19 protein-coding genes and 1 pseudogene are annotated in these 22,008 nt (G+C 63.5%); 18 read left to right on the top strand and 2 right to left on the bottom strand.

Features of this window, described 5'->3' with window-relative positions:
• The first annotated feature begins 187 nt into the window (after window positions 1–187).
• From QW379_09980 to QW379_09970, 3 genes are all read left to right on the top strand, one after another.
• Complete coding sequence (locus QW379_09980; GenBank protein MEM2870723.1) at window positions 188–352, top strand: rubredoxin; 165 nt, start codon at window positions 188–190, stop codon at window positions 350–352.
• A gap of 158 nt (window positions 353–510) precedes the next feature.
• Window positions 511–1,695 (top strand): FprA family A-type flavoprotein, encoded by a 1,185-nt coding sequence (locus QW379_09975; protein ID MEM2870722.1) that lies wholly within the window; start codon window positions 511–513, stop codon window positions 1,693–1,695.
• 114 nt (window positions 1,696–1,809) lie between these two features.
• Complete coding sequence (locus tag QW379_09970; GenBank protein ID MEM2870721.1) at window positions 1,810–2,319, top strand: ferritin family protein; 510 nt, start codon at window positions 1,810–1,812, stop codon at window positions 2,317–2,319.
• Between the two features lie 135 nt (window positions 2,320–2,454).
• On the opposite strand, the gene QW379_09965 is transcribed toward QW379_09970, so the two are convergent.
• Window positions 2,455–5,817, bottom strand: a complete 3,363-nt coding sequence (locus QW379_09965) for a CARDB domain-containing protein (protein ID MEM2870720.1) — start codon at window positions 5,815–5,817, stop codon at window positions 2,455–2,457.
• Window positions 5,818–6,065: 248 nt separating this feature from the next.
• On the opposite strand from QW379_09965, the gene QW379_09960 reads away from it, so the two are divergent.
• On the top strand, window positions 6,066–8,348 hold the full coding sequence (locus QW379_09960; GenBank protein ID MEM2870719.1) for a S8 family serine peptidase: 2,283 nt from the start codon (window positions 6,066–6,068) through the stop codon (window positions 8,346–8,348).
• A gap of 21 nt (window positions 8,349–8,369) precedes the next feature.
• Here the strand turns inward: QW379_09960 and QW379_09955 are convergent, their stop codons facing one another.
• On the bottom strand, window positions 8,370–11,846 hold the full coding sequence (locus tag QW379_09955) for an NEW3 domain-containing protein (GenBank protein ID MEM2870718.1): 3,477 nt from the start codon (window positions 11,844–11,846) through the stop codon (window positions 8,370–8,372).
• 198 nt (window positions 11,847–12,044) lie between these two features.
• Between QW379_09955 and QW379_09950 the strand changes: the two genes are divergently transcribed.
• The 14 genes and pseudogenes from QW379_09950 to QW379_09885 all read left to right on the top strand — a co-directional run bounded on the left by QW379_09950 (window position 12,045) and on the right by QW379_09885 (window position 21,629).
• A complete protein-coding gene (locus tag QW379_09950; GenBank protein ID MEM2870717.1) occupies window positions 12,045–12,860 on the top strand; it encodes a hypothetical protein in 816 nt (271 codons plus the stop codon).
• Complete coding sequence (locus QW379_09945) at window positions 12,857–13,942, top strand: NAD(P)/FAD-dependent oxidoreductase (GenBank protein MEM2870716.1); 1,086 nt, start codon at window positions 12,857–12,859, stop codon at window positions 13,940–13,942. Before QW379_09950 ends, QW379_09945 begins: the two co-directional genes overlap by 4 nt.
• Before the next feature lie 55 nt (window positions 13,943–13,997).
• Window positions 13,998–15,044 (top strand): RNA 3'-terminal phosphate cyclase, encoded by a 1,047-nt coding sequence (rtcA, locus tag QW379_09940; GenBank protein ID MEM2870715.1) that lies wholly within the window; start codon window positions 13,998–14,000, stop codon window positions 15,042–15,044.
• 76 nt (window positions 15,045–15,120) lie between these two features.
• Window positions 15,121–15,699 carry a hypothetical protein gene (locus QW379_09935; GenBank protein MEM2870714.1) on the top strand — a complete coding sequence of 193 codons (579 nt, stop codon included), beginning with the start codon at window positions 15,121–15,123 and terminating at the stop codon, window positions 15,697–15,699.
• Between the two features lie 110 nt (window positions 15,700–15,809).
• The gene (locus QW379_09930) at window positions 15,810–16,178 is read left to right on the top strand and encodes a HepT-like ribonuclease domain-containing protein (GenBank protein MEM2870713.1); all 369 of its coding nucleotides are present in this window, start codon (window positions 15,810–15,812) and stop codon (window positions 16,176–16,178) included.
• Between the two features lie 30 nt (window positions 16,179–16,208).
• Window positions 16,209–16,481 (top strand): hypothetical protein, encoded by a 273-nt coding sequence (locus QW379_09925; GenBank protein MEM2870712.1) that lies wholly within the window; start codon window positions 16,209–16,211, stop codon window positions 16,479–16,481.
• Entirely contained in the window at window positions 16,478–16,642 is a 165-nt protein-coding gene (locus QW379_09920; GenBank protein ID MEM2870711.1) for a hypothetical protein, read from the top strand. Before QW379_09925 ends, QW379_09920 begins: the two co-directional genes overlap by 4 nt.
• The gene (locus QW379_09915; GenBank protein ID MEM2870710.1) at window positions 16,643–17,275 is read left to right on the top strand and encodes a DapH/DapD/GlmU-related protein; all 633 of its coding nucleotides are present in this window, start codon (window positions 16,643–16,645) and stop codon (window positions 17,273–17,275) included.
• A complete protein-coding gene (gene wecB / locus QW379_09910) occupies window positions 17,217–18,452 on the top strand; it encodes a UDP-N-acetylglucosamine 2-epimerase (non-hydrolyzing) (GenBank protein MEM2870709.1) in 1,236 nt (411 codons plus the stop codon). Before QW379_09915 ends, wecB begins: the two co-directional genes overlap by 59 nt.
• Before the next feature lie 267 nt (window positions 18,453–18,719).
• The gene (locus QW379_09905; GenBank protein ID MEM2870708.1) at window positions 18,720–19,253 is read left to right on the top strand and encodes a hypothetical protein; all 534 of its coding nucleotides are present in this window, start codon (window positions 18,720–18,722) and stop codon (window positions 19,251–19,253) included.
• Between the two features lie 303 nt (window positions 19,254–19,556).
• The gene (locus QW379_09900; GenBank protein MEM2870707.1) at window positions 19,557–19,724 is read left to right on the top strand and encodes a hypothetical protein; all 168 of its coding nucleotides are present in this window, start codon (window positions 19,557–19,559) and stop codon (window positions 19,722–19,724) included.
• A gap of 190 nt (window positions 19,725–19,914) precedes the next feature.
• On the top strand, window positions 19,915–20,226 hold the full coding sequence (locus QW379_09895) for a nucleotidyltransferase family protein (GenBank protein MEM2870706.1): 312 nt from the start codon (window positions 19,915–19,917) through the stop codon (window positions 20,224–20,226).
• Between the two features lie 29 nt (window positions 20,227–20,255).
• Window positions 20,256–20,554, top strand: a pseudogene (locus QW379_09890) (HepT-like ribonuclease domain-containing protein).
• Between the two features lie 100 nt (window positions 20,555–20,654).
• Window positions 20,655–21,629, top strand: a complete 975-nt coding sequence (locus QW379_09885) for a hypothetical protein (GenBank protein ID MEM2870705.1) — start codon at window positions 20,655–20,657, stop codon at window positions 21,627–21,629.
• Window positions 21,630–22,008 lie beyond the last annotated feature (379 nt).

Below are 22,008 nucleotides of genomic sequence, written 5' to 3'. Positions count from 1 at the left end.
GGGTTTTGGGTCGGGTCTTCGCATCTGCATAGGAAATGGAGGTTCTAGGATTCGAATCTTTCGGTGGGTAAGAGCTCCTATAAGAATTCTTCGGTTGCATTAGGTTCACTTACTATTCTGCACCGCCCCCATCCACCACCAATGAATTATTATATCACGGGCAAATTCTCCCCCCGGAGGTCTGAAGGTGGGCGAGGGAAGGTACAGGTGCACCGTCTGCGGCTACGTATACGACCCGGCGAAGGGCGACCCGGACAGCGGCGTCGCTCCCGGCACACAGTTCGAGCAGCTCCCGGCCGATTGGCGCTGCCCGGTCTGCGGGGCTGACAAGGACTCGTTCGAGCCGGCCTGACGCGCGCGGGAGGCCCGGCGCGGCATGAGCCCATGGCAGGGGGAGGGAGAGAAAACGGGGCCGTGCCGGATTTCGGCGCGCTGGGGGCGCGGCGGAGGGACGGCTCGCGCCCCGGGAGTCGTGCTGAGCGTCGAAAATGAGACACGGAGGAATTCGGGATGACTGCGGTGGAGCTGAAGAGCGGGATATACTGGGTCGGGGCGGTCGACTGGGACCTGCGCAACTTCCACGGCTACTCGACAAACCGCGGCACGACCTACAACGCCTACCTCATAATGGACGAGAAGACAGTCCTCGTCGACACCGTGAAGAGGCCCTTTTTCGACGAGATGCTGGAGAAAATTCGCGAGCTGACCGACCCGTCGAAAATAGACATCGTCGTCGCGAACCACGTCGAGATGGACCACTCGGGCTCCCTGCCCGAGGTTCTGGCGCTAGCCCCCCGCGCGGAGCTCGTCTGCTCCCCGCAGGGCGAGAGGGGGCTGGCGCGCCATTTCAAGGAGCTCCGGAGGTTCAAGGCGGTCAGGACGGGCGAGTCCATAAGAATCGGCCGCAGGAGCCTCGTTTTCCACCAGATGCCCATGGTCCACTGGCCCGACTCGATGGCCACCTACATACCGGAGGAGGCGCTCCTACTTCCCAACGACGCCTTCGGCCAGCACATCGCCTCGGCCGCGCGCTTCGACAACTGCATCGAGTGGGGAATTCTGAGGGAGGAGGCGGCGAAGTACTACGCCAACATCGTCCTGCCCTACTCAGAGCAAGTCAGGAATGTGCTCGGCGCGCTGCGCGGGCTGAAAATCGACATGATCGGCCCGAGCCACGGCGTGATATGGAGGAGCAGGCTCAGGGAGATTCTGGCCGAGTATGAAAAGTGGAGCTCTCAGAGGACCGACGCAAGGGCCGTCATCGTCTACGACACGATGTGGGGCTCGACGGAAAAAATCGCCCGCGCTCTGCAGAAAGGCCTTGAGGAATCCGGCGCTCCGGTCGCGCTCCGCTGCCTGAGGTCGTGCCACATCTCCGACGTGATGACCGACGTCCTTGAGTCGCGTCTCGTGCTCGTCGGCTCGCCCACTCTGAACAGTGGCCCGATGCCGACAGTTGCGGCCTTCCTGAGCTACATGAGGGGCCTGAGGCCCGCTGGCAGGCTTGGGATGGCCTTCGGCTCCTGCGGCTGGGGTGGACAGGGGGCCGGGGAAGTCGAGACCGTTATGAAGGCCCTAGGCTGGGAGCTTCCGGAGCCCGCGATAAATGTAAGATGGGTCCCGGGCCCGGAGGAGCTGGCCTCGGCGCGCGAGGCGGGCCGGAGGCTCGGCGCCCGGCTTAAGGAGACCGCCTGAGGCCCCTGCTTCCCAGCCCGGCCGGTCGCACGAGAGGCCCGGACGGACGGAGCGGTAGCGGAAATAAACGGTGAGGAGGGGGCAGGGCCGAGGGTTCGAGCAGAGGAAGCGGAAATGGTGGTGATGCAAATGGACCTCGAGAAATACGGCACGAGGGAGATATTCCTATCGGCGATTAGGAGCGAGATGGAGGCGAGGGAGTTCTACAGGGCCCTCGCCGCGCGTGTAAAGAACGCCTACCTGAAGGGAAGGCTCCTCTTCCTCGCCTCAGAGGAGGAGAAGCACCGGAGGCACCTGACGCGCCTCTACAGACAAGAATTCGGGAGGGGCAGGATTCCCGTGCCGGAGACCTCGATTGTGCCGATGCCGGCGCTCCGGGTTCCGCGGGCGACCGAGCCCATCAGCGCCCTCATCGAGGCCGCGATGGAGGCGGAGAGGGCGACCTCGGACTTTTACGCATCGCTCGCGAAGCGCTTCGAGCCCGACAGCGCGCAGGCCCGCGCCCTGACATACCTCGCGCAGATGGAGCTGGGCCACCACAGTCTCCTCGAGAGCGAGAGGGAGCTCATGGCCAAAGAGGAGTGGTTCGCAACCGAGTGGCCAATGATGCACGCCGGTCCCTGAGCTCGACAGCAATTGGGGGTTGGGCGTGCCCCACCTCAACAACAATCTGGGCCGGGATGTGGGATGGGGCGCTGGCGAGGGGGCATTCCTGACGGAGACTGAGGTGCGCGCGGCTTGCTTCCACGCCTAGGAGCCTCACTTCCTCCTGCGCAGAAGGGCTAGGGAGGCCACAACGCAGAGCGCGAGGAGGCCTAGCACGGCCTCGAAGCCCGGCATCTCCATCCAGCCCGCACCCCCGACCGTCAGCTTCTCTTTGGCAATGTTGTCGGCCTCGTTGCTCTCCACGACCAGGTCGTCCGGGTCGACGACGAAGCGCAGGTTGTGCGGCCCCGCGCGCGCCAGCCATGTGAATGTCACGGTGTAGTTCTGGCCGCCCGCCACCCTGTCCAGCCTCTCGTTTCCCAGAATCGTCTTGTCCTCGTAAAACCTGACGACCACGTTCTCCACATTGACCTCCCCGACGTTCAGGACTGTGACCTCGACCGTCACGACCTTGTTGGCCTTCGGGCTCCTTGGGAAGTAGACGATGTTTGAAATCACCAGATTGGCCATCCTGATGTCGACGACGAGCTTCAGCGAGTCCGACACCCCTCCCTCGGAGTAGGCGGTGACGAAGAACTCGACGGTGGAGCCGTTAGTGCCCGGAGGGATTAGAAGTTCGAGCGTTATCTTCTCCATCATCGTGGCATTCAGGGGCATCCGGTTGTTCTTCTCATAATTGACGTCCCTGAACTCGGGCTGGGGCCAGTCCCTCGGGAGACCGGTGGTCTCGAAGGTCAGTGTGTCGAAGCCGTTGCCCTTGTTCTTCCCGATAATTGTGTAAATCACCTTCTTTCCCGGCACACCGGTCTGTTTGGAGAGCGTTGTCGTGATGTCGATGTCGAAGACCTGGTTGATGGTCAGGCCGAATATTATCGGATAGGTGTTGCCGTCCTTGTCCAGAATTCTGCCCCTGAGCTCATAGACCCCCGCAAGCGAGCCCACGGCAGTGGTCAATATTGCGTTGAAGGTCAGCCCGCTCCCGGGCTCGAGGTAGAGGCCCTCGACCGCGCTGATGAGTGTGCCGTCGCTCCTCTCGTAGGTCAGGGACCAACCCACTGGCAGCTCCGAGGCCCCGAGGCGCACCTCCTCCGCACCATTCCCGAGGTTGGATATTGTGACCTGATAGGTCGTTTTTTCTCCGGGATAAATCGCCACCATCTCGGGCGCGCTCGCGACCCTGATGTTGTGAACCTGCTTGACAATCGTGGTCGTGACACAGTCCGCGGAGACGGTCTTCTCTGGGTTGAAGCCGTTGACCCTGACAACAAGCCGTGAGCCCGCGACGGCGTCGGGTGGCGCCACTATGGTCAGCACGACCTGCTTGGTCTCCCCGCCCGCCACGCCTACGGCGTTGGTGTCGAGCGAGGCGATCCAGTCACCCGCGCCCGAGACAATCTCGAGGATTATTATCACTGTGCCGGCGACGTTGCCATAGTTCGAGACCGAGAGGGTGTATGTAGTCGAGTTGCCGGGGTCCACGAAATCCTCGCTCTTGTCCGGTGTGATTACTATATACATGAAGGGAGTAACGATGGTGTGCGTCGCGATGGTGTCCTTGACGCTGGGCTCTGCCACGCTCCGGCCCGTGACCGTGACTATTCCAACCTCGTCCGAGACCGCATCGGGCGGGGGCGTCACGGTCAGCGTGACCATCGTGTTCTCTGAGGGCCTCAGCCTGACTTCGGTATAGTCCAGCTCGTACTCCCACATCGGCGGCCCCGCTGTAGTCAGGTTCACCCTCTCCTCAACGTCGCCTATGTTGGCCACCTGAATCATATAGTGCGTAGGCACGCCCGCGGCTGTGGTCTGGGTTGGGTTGGGGCACTTCATTAGAATTCTGTGGTCCACGACTAGATAGACCCTGAACGAAACGGTGTCGTTCTTCATTGGGTTCATCATTGATGTAGCGTTTACCGTGACCATTATATATTCGTTGGCAACTCCCCTCGCCGGCCCGCGGACGAAGACCTGTATATTCCTGACCTCCTGCGCCTCCATCTCCATCTCCTTGTAGCGCTCGTCCAAATAGACCTTCCAGCCATCGCCCTTGTAGTCCTTGCCTATGCCGCCCACCTTGTCGTAGAACTGGGCGCTGATGCCCAGGAACATCGTGTCGTTCTGGCCGCCCATGTTCCTGACAGTGATGTTGGCGCTCTTGGTCTCGTTGGGATGGACGTACATTATCTTCGCCATCTCCTCTGGCTTCATCGTGAGCTCGACGCCGTAGCTAAAGGCGAACTTGTAGTAGATCTCCCTGTTGCCGTCGCGGTTCGAGACCCACGCTACGTGCAGGCTATCCTCGGGGTCAACGGCGATTTCCGGGTCTCGGTCGTCCCCGGGCGACTGGGTGAGCTTGACCGGCGTCAGGGTGTCATTCTCGCGGTTGGGCTTTATTTGAACATAATAGAGCTCCTGGTCTGAAGAATCGCCCCAGATGACGTAGACGTTTAGCTTGCTGTCCACACAGACATCTCCATAGTCGAAGGAGGTCGTGCTAAGAACGATGTCATTGGTGAGTTTGTTGCCGTCGTTGTCGAGCTTGGTGTAGTAGAGGGTCTTGACCGCCGCGGTCGAGGAGGCCTGGACCATATGGATTGCGCCGTCCCAGCCGAACGCTAGCTTGGGCAGGGGCGAGTTCCAGCCGCTGCCCGCCACGGGCGACTCGACCCTGTGGGGAGAGACCTCGAGCACCGCCTCCGCACTGAACCTGGTGTGGAATAGCCCCGTCGAGGACCAGCTCTTCGAGAATATGTGGGGCTTGTCCTTCTTGTCAACTCCAATCGTCACACCCTCGCCCGAGGTGGTCGAGAGGTAGCCGGTGTGCAGGTTGAAGTTGGCGTCCACATAGGCCATCTCGATTCTCTCCGAGCCCTCGTTCTCGTAGCCCAGATAGGCCCTGTTGTTCTTCCCGACCGCGAGGCCGACGACGTGCGGCATCGAGGCCATCGGGGCCAGGTTTATCGGCGAGCAGAGCGGGTTCCCGTTGGAGGCGAACTTCTGGTACATCGGCCCGTAGAGCGAGTTGGTCGTCCAGACGACGTGGAAGCACTCCTGACCGTCGATGCCGATTCTCTCCGTCGGCTGGCCGCAGTGCTGGGTCGGCATCGGCGCCTGCACCACTAGCTTCTCGGTGAAGAGCTCGTTCCCGTATCTGTCGATTTTCTTGTAGTAGTGCCCGCCCGAGCGGTACCACATAACGTGCGAGAAGCCGAAGCTGTCGGTAACAAGCGTGGGGTATCCGTCGTCGGCCGGGTTGTTGGTCAGCCTGAAGTCGTCCTTCCAGTAGAGACCGTCGGCGGTCGCCATCGGCCTACCCCCAGCTGGTCCCTCCGGAGTGCTCCGTGACTCCGGGAGCTGCGCCGTCGCTCCGGCCAGTCCAACGGTCAAGAAACCCGCTATCAGCAGCAACGCCACCGCTCTGCGCACGCTAATCCGCCTCCTATTCGTTTGTATCAACTATATTATGCTGTTATATAAATTATTAATTGTAAAATGGTTCAAATCCACATTTAAGTTTTGGGGTGGGGGCGCCCCAGGAATCCCCGGGAGCCTTCCAGAACCGCCCGGGCCTCCGTTCTCCCGGGCCGGCCGCAAGAATTTGGTTCCCGCGCGGCCCCTCGCCGAGACGGAGGCCGCCCCCGGACCCATCGCCCCGGAAAGGTATACCAATGACTATTTACCACCCGGAGCCTTTATCTATTCGGATGCGGAACCTGACGGCCCTCCTCCTGACCGTGCTCTCGCTCAGCGGCGCCTTTGCCCCGCTCGCAAACTGGGCGGCTCCGGCTCCTGACCCCGGGCGGCTGGACCCTGTCCTGCTCGCGGCGCTCGGCTCGGGGGCCGAGGAGCTGGACGTCATCGCCCGGTTCAGGGAGCCCCTCCTCCCCTCCGATGTTCAGGAGGCCCGCACCTGCGGTCTGGAGGTCCGGCATGTGTTCAAGGCCCTTCCTGCGCTCCGCGCCTTAGGTCCCCCCGAGGCCGTGGCGCGCCTGAGCCTCTGCCCCCGGCTCGTCTGGGCCGAGCTCAACGAGCCCCTTCAGTACTTCATGGACGTCTCACTCAAGACCATCAACGCAACCATGGCCTGGGACACCCGCGTCCTCTCCGCCGACGGCTCGGAGCACCCCGGCATAGACGGCACGGGCGTGACAGTGGTCGTGCTCGACAGCGGCGTGGATGCGGGCCACCCGGACCTCGACTACGGCACCAAGACCATAATGAACCTGAAGTCCGACGGCGACCTGACCTGGACCGAGATGGAGAACAGCGACACCTCCTCCGGCCACGGGACCCACTGCGCCGGGACTGTTGCGGGCACGGGCGAGGCCTCGGGAGGGGCCCGCTCGGGCGTCGCGCCGGGCGCCCGCCTCATCGGCCTGAGCACGGGCGAGGCCGTCTCGATATTCAACGCCCTCGGGGCGCTCGAGTGGGTCTACGAGCACTCTAGGCCCGGGGCCAACCCGCACAACATCAGGGTGGTCAGCAACAGCTGGGGCACCACCAGCGAGTACGACCCCGAAGACGCGATCGTGCAGCTCTCGCAGAAAATCACATACGAGAACAACGTGGTCGTGGTCTTTGCGGCCGGTAACGAGGGCGAGAACGACCATGACGGCTCCACAAGGACCACCAACCCATACTCCCTGACGCCCTCCGTCATCAGCGTCGCCGCGACGGAGAGGGAGGGGGGAGGCATCGCCGACTTCAGCTCCAGGGGGCTCGCCTCCGACAACTTCACCTGGCCGGACCTAGCGGCCCCGGGCGTGGGAATCTGGTCGGCTCAGGCCCGCAGGACCCTCATCACGGCGATGAGGACGCAGGACGGGGACATGTACTACATGGCAATATCAGGGACGTCGATGGCGACGCCGCACGTCTCCGGCGCGGTGGCGCTGCTCTGGCAGGCCTGCCCCTCGATGCGCGTCTCCGAGCTGCATGACGACTTTCAGGGCGGGGGGCAGTATGACAATGCATCCTACTGGAGCGACCCGCAGACCCGGATGCACGAGTCAGAGGTGATTCTGAAGCTCACCGCCCACTACATCGCGCCCTCGGACGACAACGGCGTTCCCGAGAACGGGTCAGCCTCGCTGGAGGGAAGGAGGCACGACTTCGCGCAGGGCTACGGGCTCATAAATCTGCACAGGGCAGTCGGGCTCGCGCTCGCGCTCGAGCAGCTAAGGAGGCAGGAGCCGGGGGCGACCGTGCTCGACGCCTACCACGCTTTCACGGGGATGTTCGTCAACAGGACCGTGTGGCGACCGACCGACACTCTGCAGGCCTCGTGGAGGGGCGAGTGGGCGCGCTTCGACGGCTCCAACGGCTCCGTGACCTACACGAGCCAGGTCCGCTCCCTCTTCATCCCCCAGGGGGCGAGCTCGCTCGTGCTCGAGATGCAATACGTCGCGGTCAACCTGAAGGAGCGCTACGCGGGCACGCTCGGAATCCGCGTCGACACCGACGGCGACGGCTCGCCCGACTATACGGGCTCCACCGCGCCCACCGTGACGGGGACCAGACGCGAGGAGATTCAAATCCAGGGCGGGGACTTCTACATCGGCGTGGATGTGGTCGGGCAGGGCTTTGCGCTAAGGTACAGGCCCCGGTTCCCGCCAGGGTCGTCGGAGAACCAGTACTGGGAGGTCATGGTCGAATATTCCATAACCGCCACGCTGGTCTTCGCCCCGCCCGTGAACCTCACGCTCGACCACCGCGACTACAACCCGCGCGTGGTCCAATGGGACTTCGGACCGCCCTCCGCCGGTCATGGAGGGGGCGAGATATACATCGAGAGGCCGTACTATGACCTAGCCCTGGTCGCCCCGCCGAAACCGCCGGCAAGGCCACCCGCGCCCACGCCCGGCTTCCCCCTCTGGCTCGCGGGGCTGGTGCTGGCGCTCCTCGGCGCCGGCCTGGGATACCGGGAGCTCAGGAGGCGCGGCCTCGCGGCCTGGTGGCGCGCGCCCCGCGCCAGCCGGCGTGGCTGAGGCCGGGCCCTCCCGCTCATCTCAGCTCCGCCCGCTACCACGCCGTCCCATACGGCTCCCCTCCCCCCCTCCCCTTATGTCAGGCTTCCCTTCACCACCCGCTCCCGCTCTTCTCACCGCCGCGCCGCTTCTCTCATCTCTAGACCCAGCTCTCCTCTTCCCATCCTTCGCTTTTCCCGTCTCCCCGCGCGCCTCGGCCCCGGCGCGCTCCCGCGGGCTAGCCCTCGCTCTCAGCGCCGCCAGCAGCGTCACCTCCGCCACCACCAGCGCCGCCACCGCCGCCAGCGCCCAGTTGTAGCGCTCGAGCCAGACCCTCTCGACCCTGAAGCTCCTGACCAGAATTGCGCTGTTGTCGCTCTCGTTGAGCTCATTGATTCTGTTCCACGGGTCCGCGGTGAAGCCCAGCTCGTTCCTGCCCTCGACGGGAACCCAGATGAACGCAACAGTCCGGTTCGCACCGGCGGGAATGTCCCCCAGCTCCTCCACAAGCCTCAGCGCCCCGTTCTTTCTGTAAGCGAGCTGGACCGCCCGCGCCTCCGCACCGCCCCCATTCTCCACCACGACCTCAACCCTCACCGGCCTCCCAACCTCGGCCTTCCCGATAGGAGCCACCCCGGCGATTCTCAGCTCCGGCCGCAGCACATTGACCCTGACCAGCGCGACCTCCGCGCCGTCCGGCGCGAACCTCGCGCAGATTGTCGCATCCGCAGCGCTCTCGCGCGCTCCCTGCGGCACGAAGACCACCGCCCTCAGCGCCACCCGGCCCTGCGGCGGAACCTCCACGGCCGCCACCTCCCCGCCCGGCGCACCCCTGAAAAAGGCGCCCTCCCAGCCCTCCGGAAGGCCCGTCATCTCCAGAACCACCCTCTCACGCGCATTGCCCCTGTTCAGGAGCCAGACCTCGAAGACCGCCGGCCCGCCCGGCTCGCAAGCCGCGGTCCCGTTGAGAACCTCGAGCCCGATGCCCCGGACGACGCTCACATCTGCGACAGCGCTCAGCTCATACCGCCCCCCGCCGCCGTCGAAGAGCTCGCCCGTGAGCCCGTAAGTCCCGGCCAGCGCCCCCTCGCATGCCTGAACGGTTATGTAGAAGTGGACCGAGCCGCCCCTCGCGACGGCCAGCACCGAGCCCTCCCCCAGAGGCGCATTGTCCAGCGTCTCGACTCTCAGGCCCCAGCCCTCCGGCGCGGTGAATTTCCCGAGCCGCACCGCGTCGTCACCATTGCCCCGGTTCAGAACGCTCACGACATACGTCGTCATGCCGCCCGGGGCGAGCGGGGCATCCGGCGGCGCCACCGAGACCGAAAGCGCCCTCTCCTGCGCCACGACCGCCCTGACGGTGCACTCGGCAAACGCAACTCCGCCGCGCTCCCGGCAGACCACCCTCACGGCACACCCGGCGCCGGCGATCGCGTCCGCGGGCGCGGAGACCGTGAGGACCGCGTCCCTCCACTCCCCGCCCCTCATCCCGAGCGCCGGCGGCTCCACGGTGGCGCTCCAGCCCTCCACGGCGGGCTCCGCCCCGAGCCCGAACTCGACCTGCTCCGGGCTGTTCCCGATGTGCGATATCGTCAGCGCAAAGAACGCTTCACCGCCCGGCGCGACGGCGGCGCTCGGGGGCGAGGCCTCGAGCTCGAGTTCTATTGCCCTGCTCACCACGGTCCTCAGGGAGACCGCGTCCCTGATTTCCGGGTTGCTCCTGAGCCAGCCCGTGACTGTGCAGATGGCCATCGAGCCCGCCTCGGCCCAAGGGGGCGGGGCGACGGTCAGAAAGACCTCCGCGAGCTCTCCGGCCCCGAGACCCTCGATGGAGCCCCTGTCCAGCGAGACGCCCCACTCGGGCGGGCCCTCCGCCCGGAGCTCAATGTCCTCGACTCCGCTGCCCGTGTTATGCACGATGACTGCGTGCAGGGCGCTCCCCCCCGGCTCCGCGAGGAGGGGCTCCCCCGACGCGTTCAGGCAGATGCCCTCGCTCGTGATGTACCAGCTCCGCAGGGAGACGGTGCTCACCCTGAGGGGGGCGCTGACCGAGCGGCACGCCACGCTGATGTCAACGAAGTCCCCGGGCCTCCCGCTCCGGGGGGCCGCGAGCGACATTCCGACCTGCTTCATTTCAAAGGGCCCGAGCTCCACGGACTCCTCCGATAGGGATACGGCCCAGCCCTGCCTGCCGTGGCTCTCGAGGGCGATGCTCAGGAGGGCGGTGTCGTTGAACGCGCCCGTGTTGAGAACCGTCAGGTTGGCCCATTTAGTCTCGCCGGGTCGTATCAAGTTGAGCCCGCACTGCTCCTCGGGAATCATAAATAGTCTGACACCCGAGGGGTCCGCGTATTTGTAATATAAGTCCCACCGGCCGTCCCTGAGGGCCCTCCAGACGATGTGGAGGCCACCGTTTCCGTCCGCGGAGATTCGCGGGTCGGTGTCCGGGCCGTCGCTGAAGGTGAGCCTGACCGGGCTCAGGGTCTCGTTCTCGTTGTTCCTCTCGATTCGAACATAGTAGAGCTCGCCGTTCCCGGCGTCGCCCCAGACAATGTACACGTTTCCGGCGGGGTCGGTGCATAGGTCGCCGTAGTCCGCGGCGGACGTGGAGATGGTGATGTCGTTCACAAGCTTCACCCCCGACCGGTCGAGCTTTGTGTAGTATAGGTTCCTCTGCCCCGAGAGCGCGCTCGCCTGAAGCAGATGAATCGCCCTGTCCCGTCCGATTACAAGCTGTGGCATCGGGGCCTTCCACGCGTTCCCCGGGACCGGGATCTCAACAATGTGCGCCGCGACCTCGAGGCTGCCCTCCGGGCTCAGGCGCGTGTGAGATAGATATCCGTTGCTGATGGAGGAGCGGGTGATGACGTGCAGAGACCCCTCGCCGTCGGCGCCCAGCACCACGCCCTCGGCGGAGGATGTCACCATGTAGCGACTGTGGACGTTGAAATTTGCGTCCACCCACCCGAGCTTCACGCTGTCCCCGCCCTCGACCTCGTGGGCGAAGTAGGCGGTGCGGTTCTTTCCAACCGCAACGGTGAGCACATGGGGCATGTTGTCAATGCCGGAGAGGTTGACGGGCGGGCAGAGCGCGCGGCCGTCGCCATCGAATTTCTGGTAGTAGAGGTGATACCAGTTTTCTCCCCTCCAGACGTAATGGAGGCTCCCCCCAGAGTCGATCCCTGCCCTCTCGAGCGGCTGGCCGTTGTGCTGGGTGGGCAGGGGGGCGCTGACGATGAGCTTTCCGGAAAAGACCTCCCCCCCCAGTCTGTCTATTTTTTTAAGATAGTGCCCGCCTCCGCTGTGCCAGCACACGAAGCACCAGAGGCCACTGTAATCGAGAATGACCGGGGCTTGCTCCTCGGCACTGTCGTTCGTGAGCTGCACGTCATCCCGCCAGTAGAGGCCGCCCTCGTCGAGCATGTCCCGGGGGCCGGCGGCGCAACCTCCGTCCCTTTTATCCCAGCATGAGACCGCCTCACCCGCGCCGCCGGACGCGAGAAGCAGGAGAGCAAACAAGAGAGGCCAACCCTTCTCCAGACCCGCACACCCCGCATCATCATCCCCGGTCCATTATTTCTTTTTTTCCCGCCGGGCGCAAAGTATATATCGTCAGCCGCTCGCCCCCGGCAGCCCCCGACCGCACGCGAGCCTGACCAGAGTTCCTCCTCCCACCCTCAACCTTTAAGCCCTCGTTCTTCCATGCGGACGGGGCCTATGTCGGCGGAGAGATGGAGGGCTGTCCTCTACGACCTCGGCTGCGGGCTTGACGCAAGACCGGTCGTGGACTTCGTCCGGAGCACCTTCGGACCCGCGCTCTCGTGCTCTGTCCGCCGCCTCATACCCGACAGCGAGCTCGGGAGGCTCGCGAGAAAACTCCTGAGGCTCAGAATTCCAGACCCGGGCAGAATCGGGACCTGCGCGGACTACGGCCCTCGCGAGCTCGCGGCGATGACGAGAATTCTCCGCGGCGAGGGCTCCCCCGAGGACAGGACCTCCCTCCCGCTCTCGGGTACAGGCCTGATGGCTCTTTTGGCCGGCGAGCTCGGCTCCCGTGTATACCGGCCCCGGAGCGCTCACATCGTCCTGACCTCGCTCCTCCCCTTGACATGGGACAGTGCCGACTGCCGCTACCACGCGCGCAGCTTGCTCTGCGGCTTCCCGTCCATCGTGTCAACAACGGGCGCGGTCGAGGGCCCGGCAAAACCCCGGGGCTACTATATCGCGCGCATGACGGGCCTGAGCGACGAGGATGCCCGGAGGAAATACATCGGCCGCTTCCTCGACCACGACGACCCGCGAATGCCGCAGGTGGTCTGCGGGCTGGCGGCGCAGGCGGTTTTCTATTTCATGACAGGCGAGCCCTTCTGCGATCGCGAGGGCTGCAGGCTCTTCAACGCCCACTGGCAGGAGCAGCTCGTGGAGGCGCAGGTGACCCGAGCCGCGTTCTGCGAGCAGCACTCGAGGCGCCTCCGGGAGCTCTCTGGTAGGAGAAACGACCGGGGCGCGCGGGGTTCGGGCCGGAGACCATGAGCGACTTCGACGTCATCGTGGTGGGCGCGGGCCCGGCGGGCTGCTGCGCCGCCAGGAGCGCGGCCCTCTCGGGCGCCCGAACGCTGCTGCTCGAGGCCAGGGACGACATCGGCGTCCCAGTCCGCAGTGCGGAACTCCTGCCCTCTCTCCCATTCCTCAAGGCAGCATTTCCGAGGGCGAAGTGTCTCGAGGAGCTCCTAGACCCGCCGGGCGAGTGCATCTCACTCGTGATCGAGAGCGCCGCGCTCGTCCCCCCATCGCGCAGGTCCAGAAGGCTCGCCTTCACCGGCTTCGCCCTCTGGAGGGCCCGGTTCGACAGGCACCTCGCGCGGCTGGCGAAGGAGGCGGGAGCAGAGCTCAGGACTTCCAGCAGGGTCAGGGGGCTGGCCCGCGGCCCGGGCGGCGAGGTCCGCGGCGTCGAGACGGACGAGGGCGAGCTCGAGGCTCGCGCTATCGTCGGCGCGGACGGGCCGATGTCCGCCGTCCGGCGCTCGCTCGGGGCGGGGGCCCCTATCCTCCATCCTTGCCTCCAGTTCACCGCCGCGGGCGACTTCGGGCGCGAGGCACGCTTCTTCTATGGCCCGGATTTCCCCGGGGGGCACGGCTGGCTGGTGCCGCGCGCGGGCGGGGCGAACATAGGCATAGAGCTCGGGCCCGGCCGAAGCCTCAGGAGGAGGCTCGAGGCTCTTCTGTACGCGCTCGGCGTCGCCGAGAGACCGAGGGCGGAGACCGAGGGCTTCCTGCCGGTCTCGGGGCCGGTCCCCGGTGCGGCCTCGGGCAGGGTGCTGCTTGCGGGCGACGCCGCGGGCCAAAACCTCCCCTTTCATGGCTGGGGCCTCGCGACGGCCGCGATATGCGGGAGCGTGGCGGGCCGGGCCGCGGCGGCTATCGCGGCCGGGACGGGAACCTCCGCAGACTACGACAAGCGATGGAGGCTCGAGGCCGGCGCGGCGATTCAGGCCTCGCTCGTGATGCGCAGGAGGCTCGAGGTCGTTTCCCGGAGCGCCCTGACTCTCGAGCTCTCGGTGCTCTTCGGCCTCGAGCCCTTTGGGCGCGCTCTGGACCCCCTCTCGCTGCGCTGAGGCCCGCGTCGCAAAGCATTTATGGCCATAACAGAGTAGACGTCAAGCTGGTTATATGATCGAGATAGACGGCTCGAGGGGCGAGGGCGGGGGCCAGATCGTCCGACTCGCGGTCGCGGCCGCCGCCGCCACGGGGGTCGAGCTCAGGGTCGTCAACATCCGCGCCCGGAGGCAGAACCCGGGCCTCGCGGCCCAGCACGTCGCGGCAGTGTCGCTGGTGGCGGAGATGTGCGGGGCGCGGGTCGATGGAAACTCTGTGGGCTCGTCGACCCTGACTTTCAGGCCCGGCCCTCTCAAGGGCGGAGACTTCAGGGCCGACGTGGGGACCGCGGGGAGCATACCTCTGGTGCTCCAGTCCGCGATGCTCGCCGCGGCGTTCGCGCCCTCCGAGGTGTCCCTGCGCGTCACCGGCGGCACCGACGTCCGGAGGTCCCCCTCCGCCGATTACATTATCAACGTCCTCTCGCCCCTCTTGGCGAAGATGGGCGTGGGGGCGGAGGTACAGACCGTGCGCAGGGGGCACTACCCGCGCGGCGGTGGCGAGATGAGGGCTCTCATCAGGCCCGCCAAACCCTCGGCCTTCAGGGTCGAGGGCGCGGGGCGGCTCGAGGCGCTCGGGGGGAGGGCGCACGTGGTCGGTCTCCCAGCCGACATCGCGCGAAGGATGCGCGAGAGCGCCCTCAAAGAGGTTCAGTCGCTCCCCGCGCCAGTGAAGGTCGAGGAGGAGGTGGTGGCGGGGGGGGACCCGGGAGCGGGAATCACGATGTGGGCCAGAACGGAGCACTCCGTGCTCGGCGCCTGCGCTCTGGGCGAGAGGGGACTCAGGGCCGAGAACGTCGGCGCGCTCGCGGGCAGGGAGCTCGTCCTCGAGCTCAGGTCGCAGGCGTCGGTGGACGTCCACGCCGCGGACCAGATTCTCCCCTACATGGCTCTCGGAGGCGGGGGCGCCTTCACTGTCAGGAGCGTCAGCAGCCACCTCGAGACCGGGATGAGAGTCCTCGAGGCGCTCTCCGGGGTGCGCTTCAGGGCGGAGAGGAAGTACGGGCTGATGAGGGTCGAGTGCCTGCCGCCCCGGGGCCGGGAGCCCGCCCGACAATTATAAATAAGGTCTCGGATATACACAAGCTCATACGGGACGAGAGCCGCCCCCCTAATATTGAGCCCCACTGGAGTGGGCTGTGATAAACGAGGGGGGACGTGCGCAGGTGGCCCTCTCGATGGACCAAAGCCTTCAGAATCGGGCGCCCCGGAAGACCGGGAGCTGTGCGCACGAGGACTGCGACAGTTTCGAGAGGGTTTTCTCTCCACCACTCGACAGGAGGGTCACCAGGGTCCCGATACAGCGCTTCCCCTACTGCAAAAAGTGCGGGGCGCTGAAGAACGTCTCCAGCGACAAGGCGAAGCTGCTCGGATGGTTCACGAACCTCCTGCACAGAATCAACTACAACATTGCTCTCTCCCACGGGAAGCTCACTCAAGCCCAGCAGAGGCTGATCATCGCCGAGATCGAGAAGGTGCAGGACTTCGAAGACAGATACCAGATGACTCGCTCGGCCCAGTTGGACATTTTCTTCGTCGCGATTCACAAGATCAGGCCAGACCTGCCCTTCTGGGTGCTCGAGAGGGCCGCCACGCCCGAGCCCCCGCCGAAAGAGGAGGAGGTCAAGAGGCAGCCGGCGTGGGTCCAGTACTGGGAGTGGCTGAAGAAGAAGAGGGCCCGCGAGGCGGCCGCGGCCGCCACGGGCAGGAAGAAATGAATCTCCATCTCCGTTGGGGCCTCGCTTTCGTCAGAGGGAGGCGGGGAAGGGCGCACCTCTCAAGTGCCGGCCCCCGCCTCCTGCGGAGGAGCCCGGGTTAGCGGGGGTCCATGAGGCGAGAGCTCGAGTTGACCCTCCTTGAGATTATGAGTGAGCTGTCGAGAATAGATGAGGCAACGAGAGAAATCGACGAGGCGGAGTGGCTCAGAAGGCACGGAGAGCTCGACACCATTCTGCGCGCGCTCCACAGGCTCTCACGCTGCCTCCGGTCGCTTCCATACGAGTTCACGTCGGCCAGGCCGGAGGTCCCGTGGACCAGACTCGCGTCTCTAGGCCCCGAGCTCGAGGGCGCTGAGTTCAGGATGGACCCGCGCGCGGTCTGGAGAGCGATAAGGGAGGACCTTCCGGTGCTCAAACGAGAGATTCTCGGGGTCGTTGACGAGCTGAAGTACCGCAGAGCTTCTGAAGAGGAGGAGTAGGCGGGCCCGCACCCCACCCGGGAGGAATGGATGCTTGGCTACTTCACGAACTGTCTCGCAAAGGTGAACCGCTACATCGAGAGGGAGAACAAGAGGGGCTCCGACATACCTAGGTTCACGAAGGCCCAGATAAGGCTGATCGTGAGGTATCTGGAGCGCAGGGAGCTCTTCGCCCACCCGCACGCAATAGACTGCGACGGGAGGAGGTGCAGGTGCGCCGAGCTCAGAAGGAGGGAATTCATCAGGCTCCTCAGGATGCTCAACAGAAAGCTGCCGCGCGCGGTGCTGGAAGCGCTGATATGAGAGCGCCCGATCTCACCCGCAGGCGCGCCGCCCCGGAGCCGAAGCGTCTGAACGCATCGCCGGGAGCGGGGGGCGCGCCAGAGCGGATCGCTGGCGGGGATGGCGGGGGCGTGATTCCGCCCCCGCGCGCGCGGCTGCGCGGGCTGGGAGGCGCGGGCTGAATGGCCAGAGTCTACGGAAAATCTAGGATAGGGAAGGGCTGCTATATCGCCGAGAGCGTTGTGATCGGGCACCCGGGCAAGGCCGAGAGATCCCTCCTGCTCGAGGGCAGGCTCGACCAGCTCGCGGGCGCGGTGGTCGGCGACGGCTGCGTCCTGCGAGACTTCGGCGTCCTCTACTCCGGCGCGGAGCTTGGGGCCGGGGTGGTGACGGGGCATTTCTGGCTCGTGCGCGAGGGGACACGCGTCGGCGCCGGAACGCTGATCGGGACCGGCGTCGTGGTCGAGGACGGGTGCACCGTGGGCGAGAGGGTCTCGCTTCAAACGGGCGTCTACGTCCCGACGAACACGGTCATCGAGGACGACGCCTTTCTGGGGCCGCGCGCCTGCCTGACCAACGACAAGTACATGGGCAGGGGCGGGGCGAGGCTCGCGGGGCCCAGGATATGCCGGGGGGCTCGCGTGGGGGCCAACGCCACGATACTCCCCGGCGTGGTCGTCGGGAGGGACTCTCTCGTGGCGGCCGGAGCCGTGGTGACGAGGGACGTCGGCGAGGGCGAGATGGTCGCGGGCGTCCCTGCGCGAAGAATCGGCGAGGTCCCCCGGGAGCACAGGATGCGCGACGGAGGGGGCTGATTCCGCGGTCGCGGGGGAGCTGCAGTGGTCTCCCGGGCCGCCGCGCGGCGCGCGGGAAACGGGCGCGGCGGGAAGGGGCGAGGGCCTGACCATCGTCCTCGGCACCAGGCCCGAGATAGTCAAGCTCGCGCCGCTCGTTCACGAGCTCGAGAGGCGAGGGCATCCCTTCAGACTCGTCCACACTGGGCAGCACTACTCGCGCGAGATGTCGGAGGTCTTCCTCAGGGAGCTGGGCTACGTCCGCGAGCTCGAGTTCCTGGACATCGGCGGGGGCTCCGCCACCCGGCAGACCGCGAGGGCGCTCTGGGGGCTCGAGAGAATCTTCGGGCGCTGCAGGCCGCGCGCGGTTCTGGTCGAGGGCGACACGAACACGGTGCTCGCGGGCGCGCTCGCGGCTGCCCAGATGGGAATTCCCGTGGTCCACCTCGAGGCGGGGCTCAGGTCCTATGACGACAGGATGCCGGAGGAGAGGAACAGGAGGCTCGCGGACCATCTGTCGTCCGTGCTGCTCGCGCCGACGAAACTGAACGAGAGGACCCTGCGCGGCGAGAGGGTCCGCGGCAGGATACACGTGACCGGCAACACCGTCATCGACGCGATCGAGCAATGCCTGCCGGAGGCGCTCAGGAGGAGCGACATCACCTCGCGGCTCGGGCTCGAGCCCGGAAGGTACATTCTCGCGACGGTGCACAGGAGCGAGAACGTCGACGACCCGCGGACGCTCTCGAACTTCATCACGATATTCCAGCGCTGCCCCCTGCCCGTGGTCCTGCCCCTCCACCCCCGGACAAGGAAGATGGCGAGGCGCGCGGGGCTCGGGAGGAGCCTGAGGCGCTCGAAGGACGTCGTCGTCACGGACCCCGTGGGCTACATGGACTTCCTCGCCCTGATGAAGCGCTCCGCCTTCGTCCTCACGGACAGCGGCGGCGTGCAGGAGGAGGTCACCGCGCCGTCGATGAGGAAGAAGTGCTTCGTCCTCAGGACCTCCACGGAGAGGCCGGAGGCGGTGCGCGCGGGCTACTGCGTCCTCGCGGGCACGGAGGTCAGGGGGGTTCTGGGGCGGGTGCTGGTCTGGTGGACCAACAGCCACCGCGTCCCGAGGAGCCCGAGCCCCTACGGGGACGGAAACGCGGCGCGCAGGTGCGCGGACGCGCTGGAGGCGGAGGGGGTGGTGTGAGGGCGTGGATGGGGTGCTAAAAGATCAGCTGCTTTTATATTCATATTTCCCGGACTGAAAAAACAGTGAATACCAACATCGCAGCTCTATCTTTTACTTCGAAATCAGCTTTATAATGATAAAATACAGCCGATGCATTATGAGGCCCTGCTCGATTCGGCTGCCGATACTTTGTTAATTCCAAAATAAATTTCTGGTAATCTCTTAATAGGTCTAATAGAAATGATGTGGGCCATATAAATTATTAAGAAAATTAGAAAATATTCCATGAAAACAATCGACGAAGTATTAGATGAGGCAAAACGAAGATTAGTAGAATATTTTCGGATTTCGCCATTTGTGGTATGGAAAGAGGAGGATCTACAAGGATTTCTTTTTCATTCCATTTTAGATGTCGAGCCCCTGCTTATTAAAAGACTTCATCGTGAGTTCCCTATTGTATTATCTTACAAACCTCGAAATTGGGCAGGACTGCTCGATTTAGCTATTATAAATGATTTTGATGGTAATATTAATGTCAATGAAGTGAAAATCGATTATGCGATAGAATTAAAATTTATGAGGCATTGGAAAACTGGTTTAAGTCCAAAAAGTCTTAGAGGCTTTAAAAAAGAATGCGAAAAAGATTTAAAAAAACTCCAGTCAAATGCGATTAATTTTCATGCGGGAACAAAAAAATTCTTCTGGGCATTTAGAATAACCGATATTTCACAGGAGATAGATGTTGATAAAATTTTTGCAGAAATCGAATGGAATGATATTGAGCACCAATATTTTGAATCATTGATTGAAAGGAAATAAACGAGCGGGACATTATCGCGGGCATTATTTTCCTCCAGAAAGATAGGGTCAGGCGGGCTTTCGGCCGGGGTGGTCGGCGTCGGCCGACCTGATGGGCCGCGCGCGATCAAACCTCCGCAGATGCATTGAAAGGGCCTCAGCATATTTAAATAGCTTATGAGCAACTACTCATGAAGCCCAGAAGGCATCAGAAATAATTGAAGCGCTGCTGGCCAGAGCTCTGAGAACCAGAATATACGGCTTTAGCAGGTTTCTTATATAAACTCACTATAGGATATAGATAATTAATGGGAGATAGACGACATGAAAGAGAGGACCAGACCCGAGCCCGGCGAGTGGGTCCTGCTCAGGGACGATGAGATAATTGCCTGCGATAGTGACGTCGCAAGGCTCATGGAGCTGGCGCGCCGGTACTCACCGGGTGAGGTGGTGATCTCGAAGGAACCGGTATCGCAGCACTGTTACTATTGAATGGTCAGCAATGCCGGTCGGAAGGGAACTGACCTTTGAATTCCTTCACGGGCTGAGACGGGGGGAATTTGGGCCGGGCGATTTTGTCCCCCGACAAGGGTGGGAGCTTGGTCCTTACTCATCACCGTCAAATGAACAAAGCTAATATACACCCAATGTCAATGAAAGGCCGCCGGAGAGTGGTGCCAGCGTGGAGGAGGCAGGAGCGAGAGATTTGGACGAAAGAGTCGATGAAATCAGGCGGAAGATAATGCCCGTGCTGCAGAGGCACGGGGTCAGGAGGGCCGCCCTCTTCGGCTCCTTCGTCAGGGGCGAGGACAGGAAGGACAGCGACATAGACATCCTGGTAGAGGTTGGAAAGGACATCAGCCTCCTCGATTTCATCGGCCTCAAGCAGGAGCTCGAGGACGCCCTCGGGCGCCCGGTGGACCTGGTGGAGTACGGCACCATAAAGCCACTCCTCAGGGACAGAATTCTCGCCGAGCAGGTGGTCCTGACTTGATTCCGGATCCGGCCGTTTATCTAGAGGATATGCTTGGCTCTATCGCGATGATAGAGCGCCATCTGCGCGGAATGGACAGGGCCGGTTTCATGGCGGACCCCACCGTGCAGGAGGCCGTCCTGAGGCGACTGGAAATCATCGGTGAGGCCGCGTCCCGAGCGAGCTGCGCGAGCGCCACCCGGAGATACCGTGGAGGCGCATCGCCGGGCTGAGGGATGTTGTGATTCACTCCTACTCAAGCATCGACTTGGATATGGTCTGGAGGGTCCTCCAGAACGACCTCCCGCCCCTAAAGGAGGCCCTCGCGAGAATTCGGAGAGGGCTCTGAGCTGGCGCGTGATGGATGCCGTGAATAAATTCCATAAAAATTCTCGCCATATTTAAATACTATATAAATAAATTCTCATAAAAACCCGAGGGCACCCGCGATGATTGAGGCGTTGCTGGCCGGATTTCTCACCTCGCTGGCGGTGACGCTCATCATAATGCCGGGCGTCATCAGGACGATGACGCGCCACGGAATCACTGGCCCCGACATGAACAAGCCCGGGAGGCCGCAGGTGGCGGAGATGGGCGGCGTCGGGGTTTTGATCGGCTTCTTCTCGGGCCTCTTCGTCGCCCTCGGCTGGACAAAATTCGTCCAGCCCGTGGAGCTCGCGGACTCGCGGCTCCTCCTCGCATCAATGTTTGCGATTCTGGGCGCGGCGCTCGTCGGCGCCCTCGACGACCTCTTCGACCTGCGCCAGCGCGTCAAGGCCGTCCTGCCGGCGTTCTTCGCGATACCGATGGGCTACTACATGGTCGGCGAGCCGATCAATCTTCCGTGGGCCGGGGCTGTTTTCTTCGGCTACTGGATGCTTCTGATAGTGCCGTTCATGATGACCGCGGCCGCCAACGCGGCAAATATGCTCGAGGGCTTCAACGGCCTCGGCGCGGGGCTCGGGATAATAATGAGCATATCAATCATCATAATGTGCGCAGTTGGCGGGAGCTGGCAGGGAATCATCATCCTCCTCCCGCTTCTCGGGGCCCTGCTCGCCTTCATATACTTCAATTACTACCCCGCGAGGGTCTTCCCCGGCGACACGATGATGCTCTTCATGGGAGCGGCTCTGGCGGCGGGAGCGATTAACGGAATGGTAAAAGAAGTCGCGGTTATAATTTTCATACCAATGATTGCAGAGTTCTTCCTGAAACTGCGTGGCGACTTCCGCGCCCGGAACCACGGCTTCCCGGACGAGAAAGGATACCTGAGATATCCGAGGCGCGTTGAGTCCCTGACCCATCTCGTCATGAAATCCCTGCGCGTCACGGAGCCGCAGTTCGTCGCGGTCTTCTGGACGCTCGAACTCATCATCTGTGCGGCCGTGGTGGCCGCCTTTGCTGGAATCACTTTACTATGACCCTGTCTAAGGCTCGTGGCGCGGGCCCGGAAAAGGGACCTCTGCTGGTATTGCGAGATTGGTATTCCCCCTATCTTGAATATCCGGCCCTCTGGTCCTTCAAAGGGGCCCGCGCCTCACATCTTTTATTTTATTCATTACATCGAAAACCACAACATGTCTTCACTCGCAGTGCATCACAAGCCTCTCCCTCACCTATTAAGGCAGATGATATCCGCCTGAGACAGCCCCGGCCGGTTCTTTTAAAAATCCTCCTATATCGCCCACTGTAATATCCCGAAAGTAGTTGCTCTCGGGGAATCCAGGTACCTCTCGTCCTCATATATATCACCTTTTGTCCTCCGGGTGGTTCCGGAGATAAATCCTCCTTTCCCCGGGT

The organism is Thermoplasmata archaeon (assembly GCA_038851035.1).
Lineage (GTDB): Archaea > Thermoplasmatota > DTKX01 > VGTL01 > VGTL01 > JAWCLH01.
This window is presented reverse-complemented; position numbering and strand designations above follow the sequence as displayed.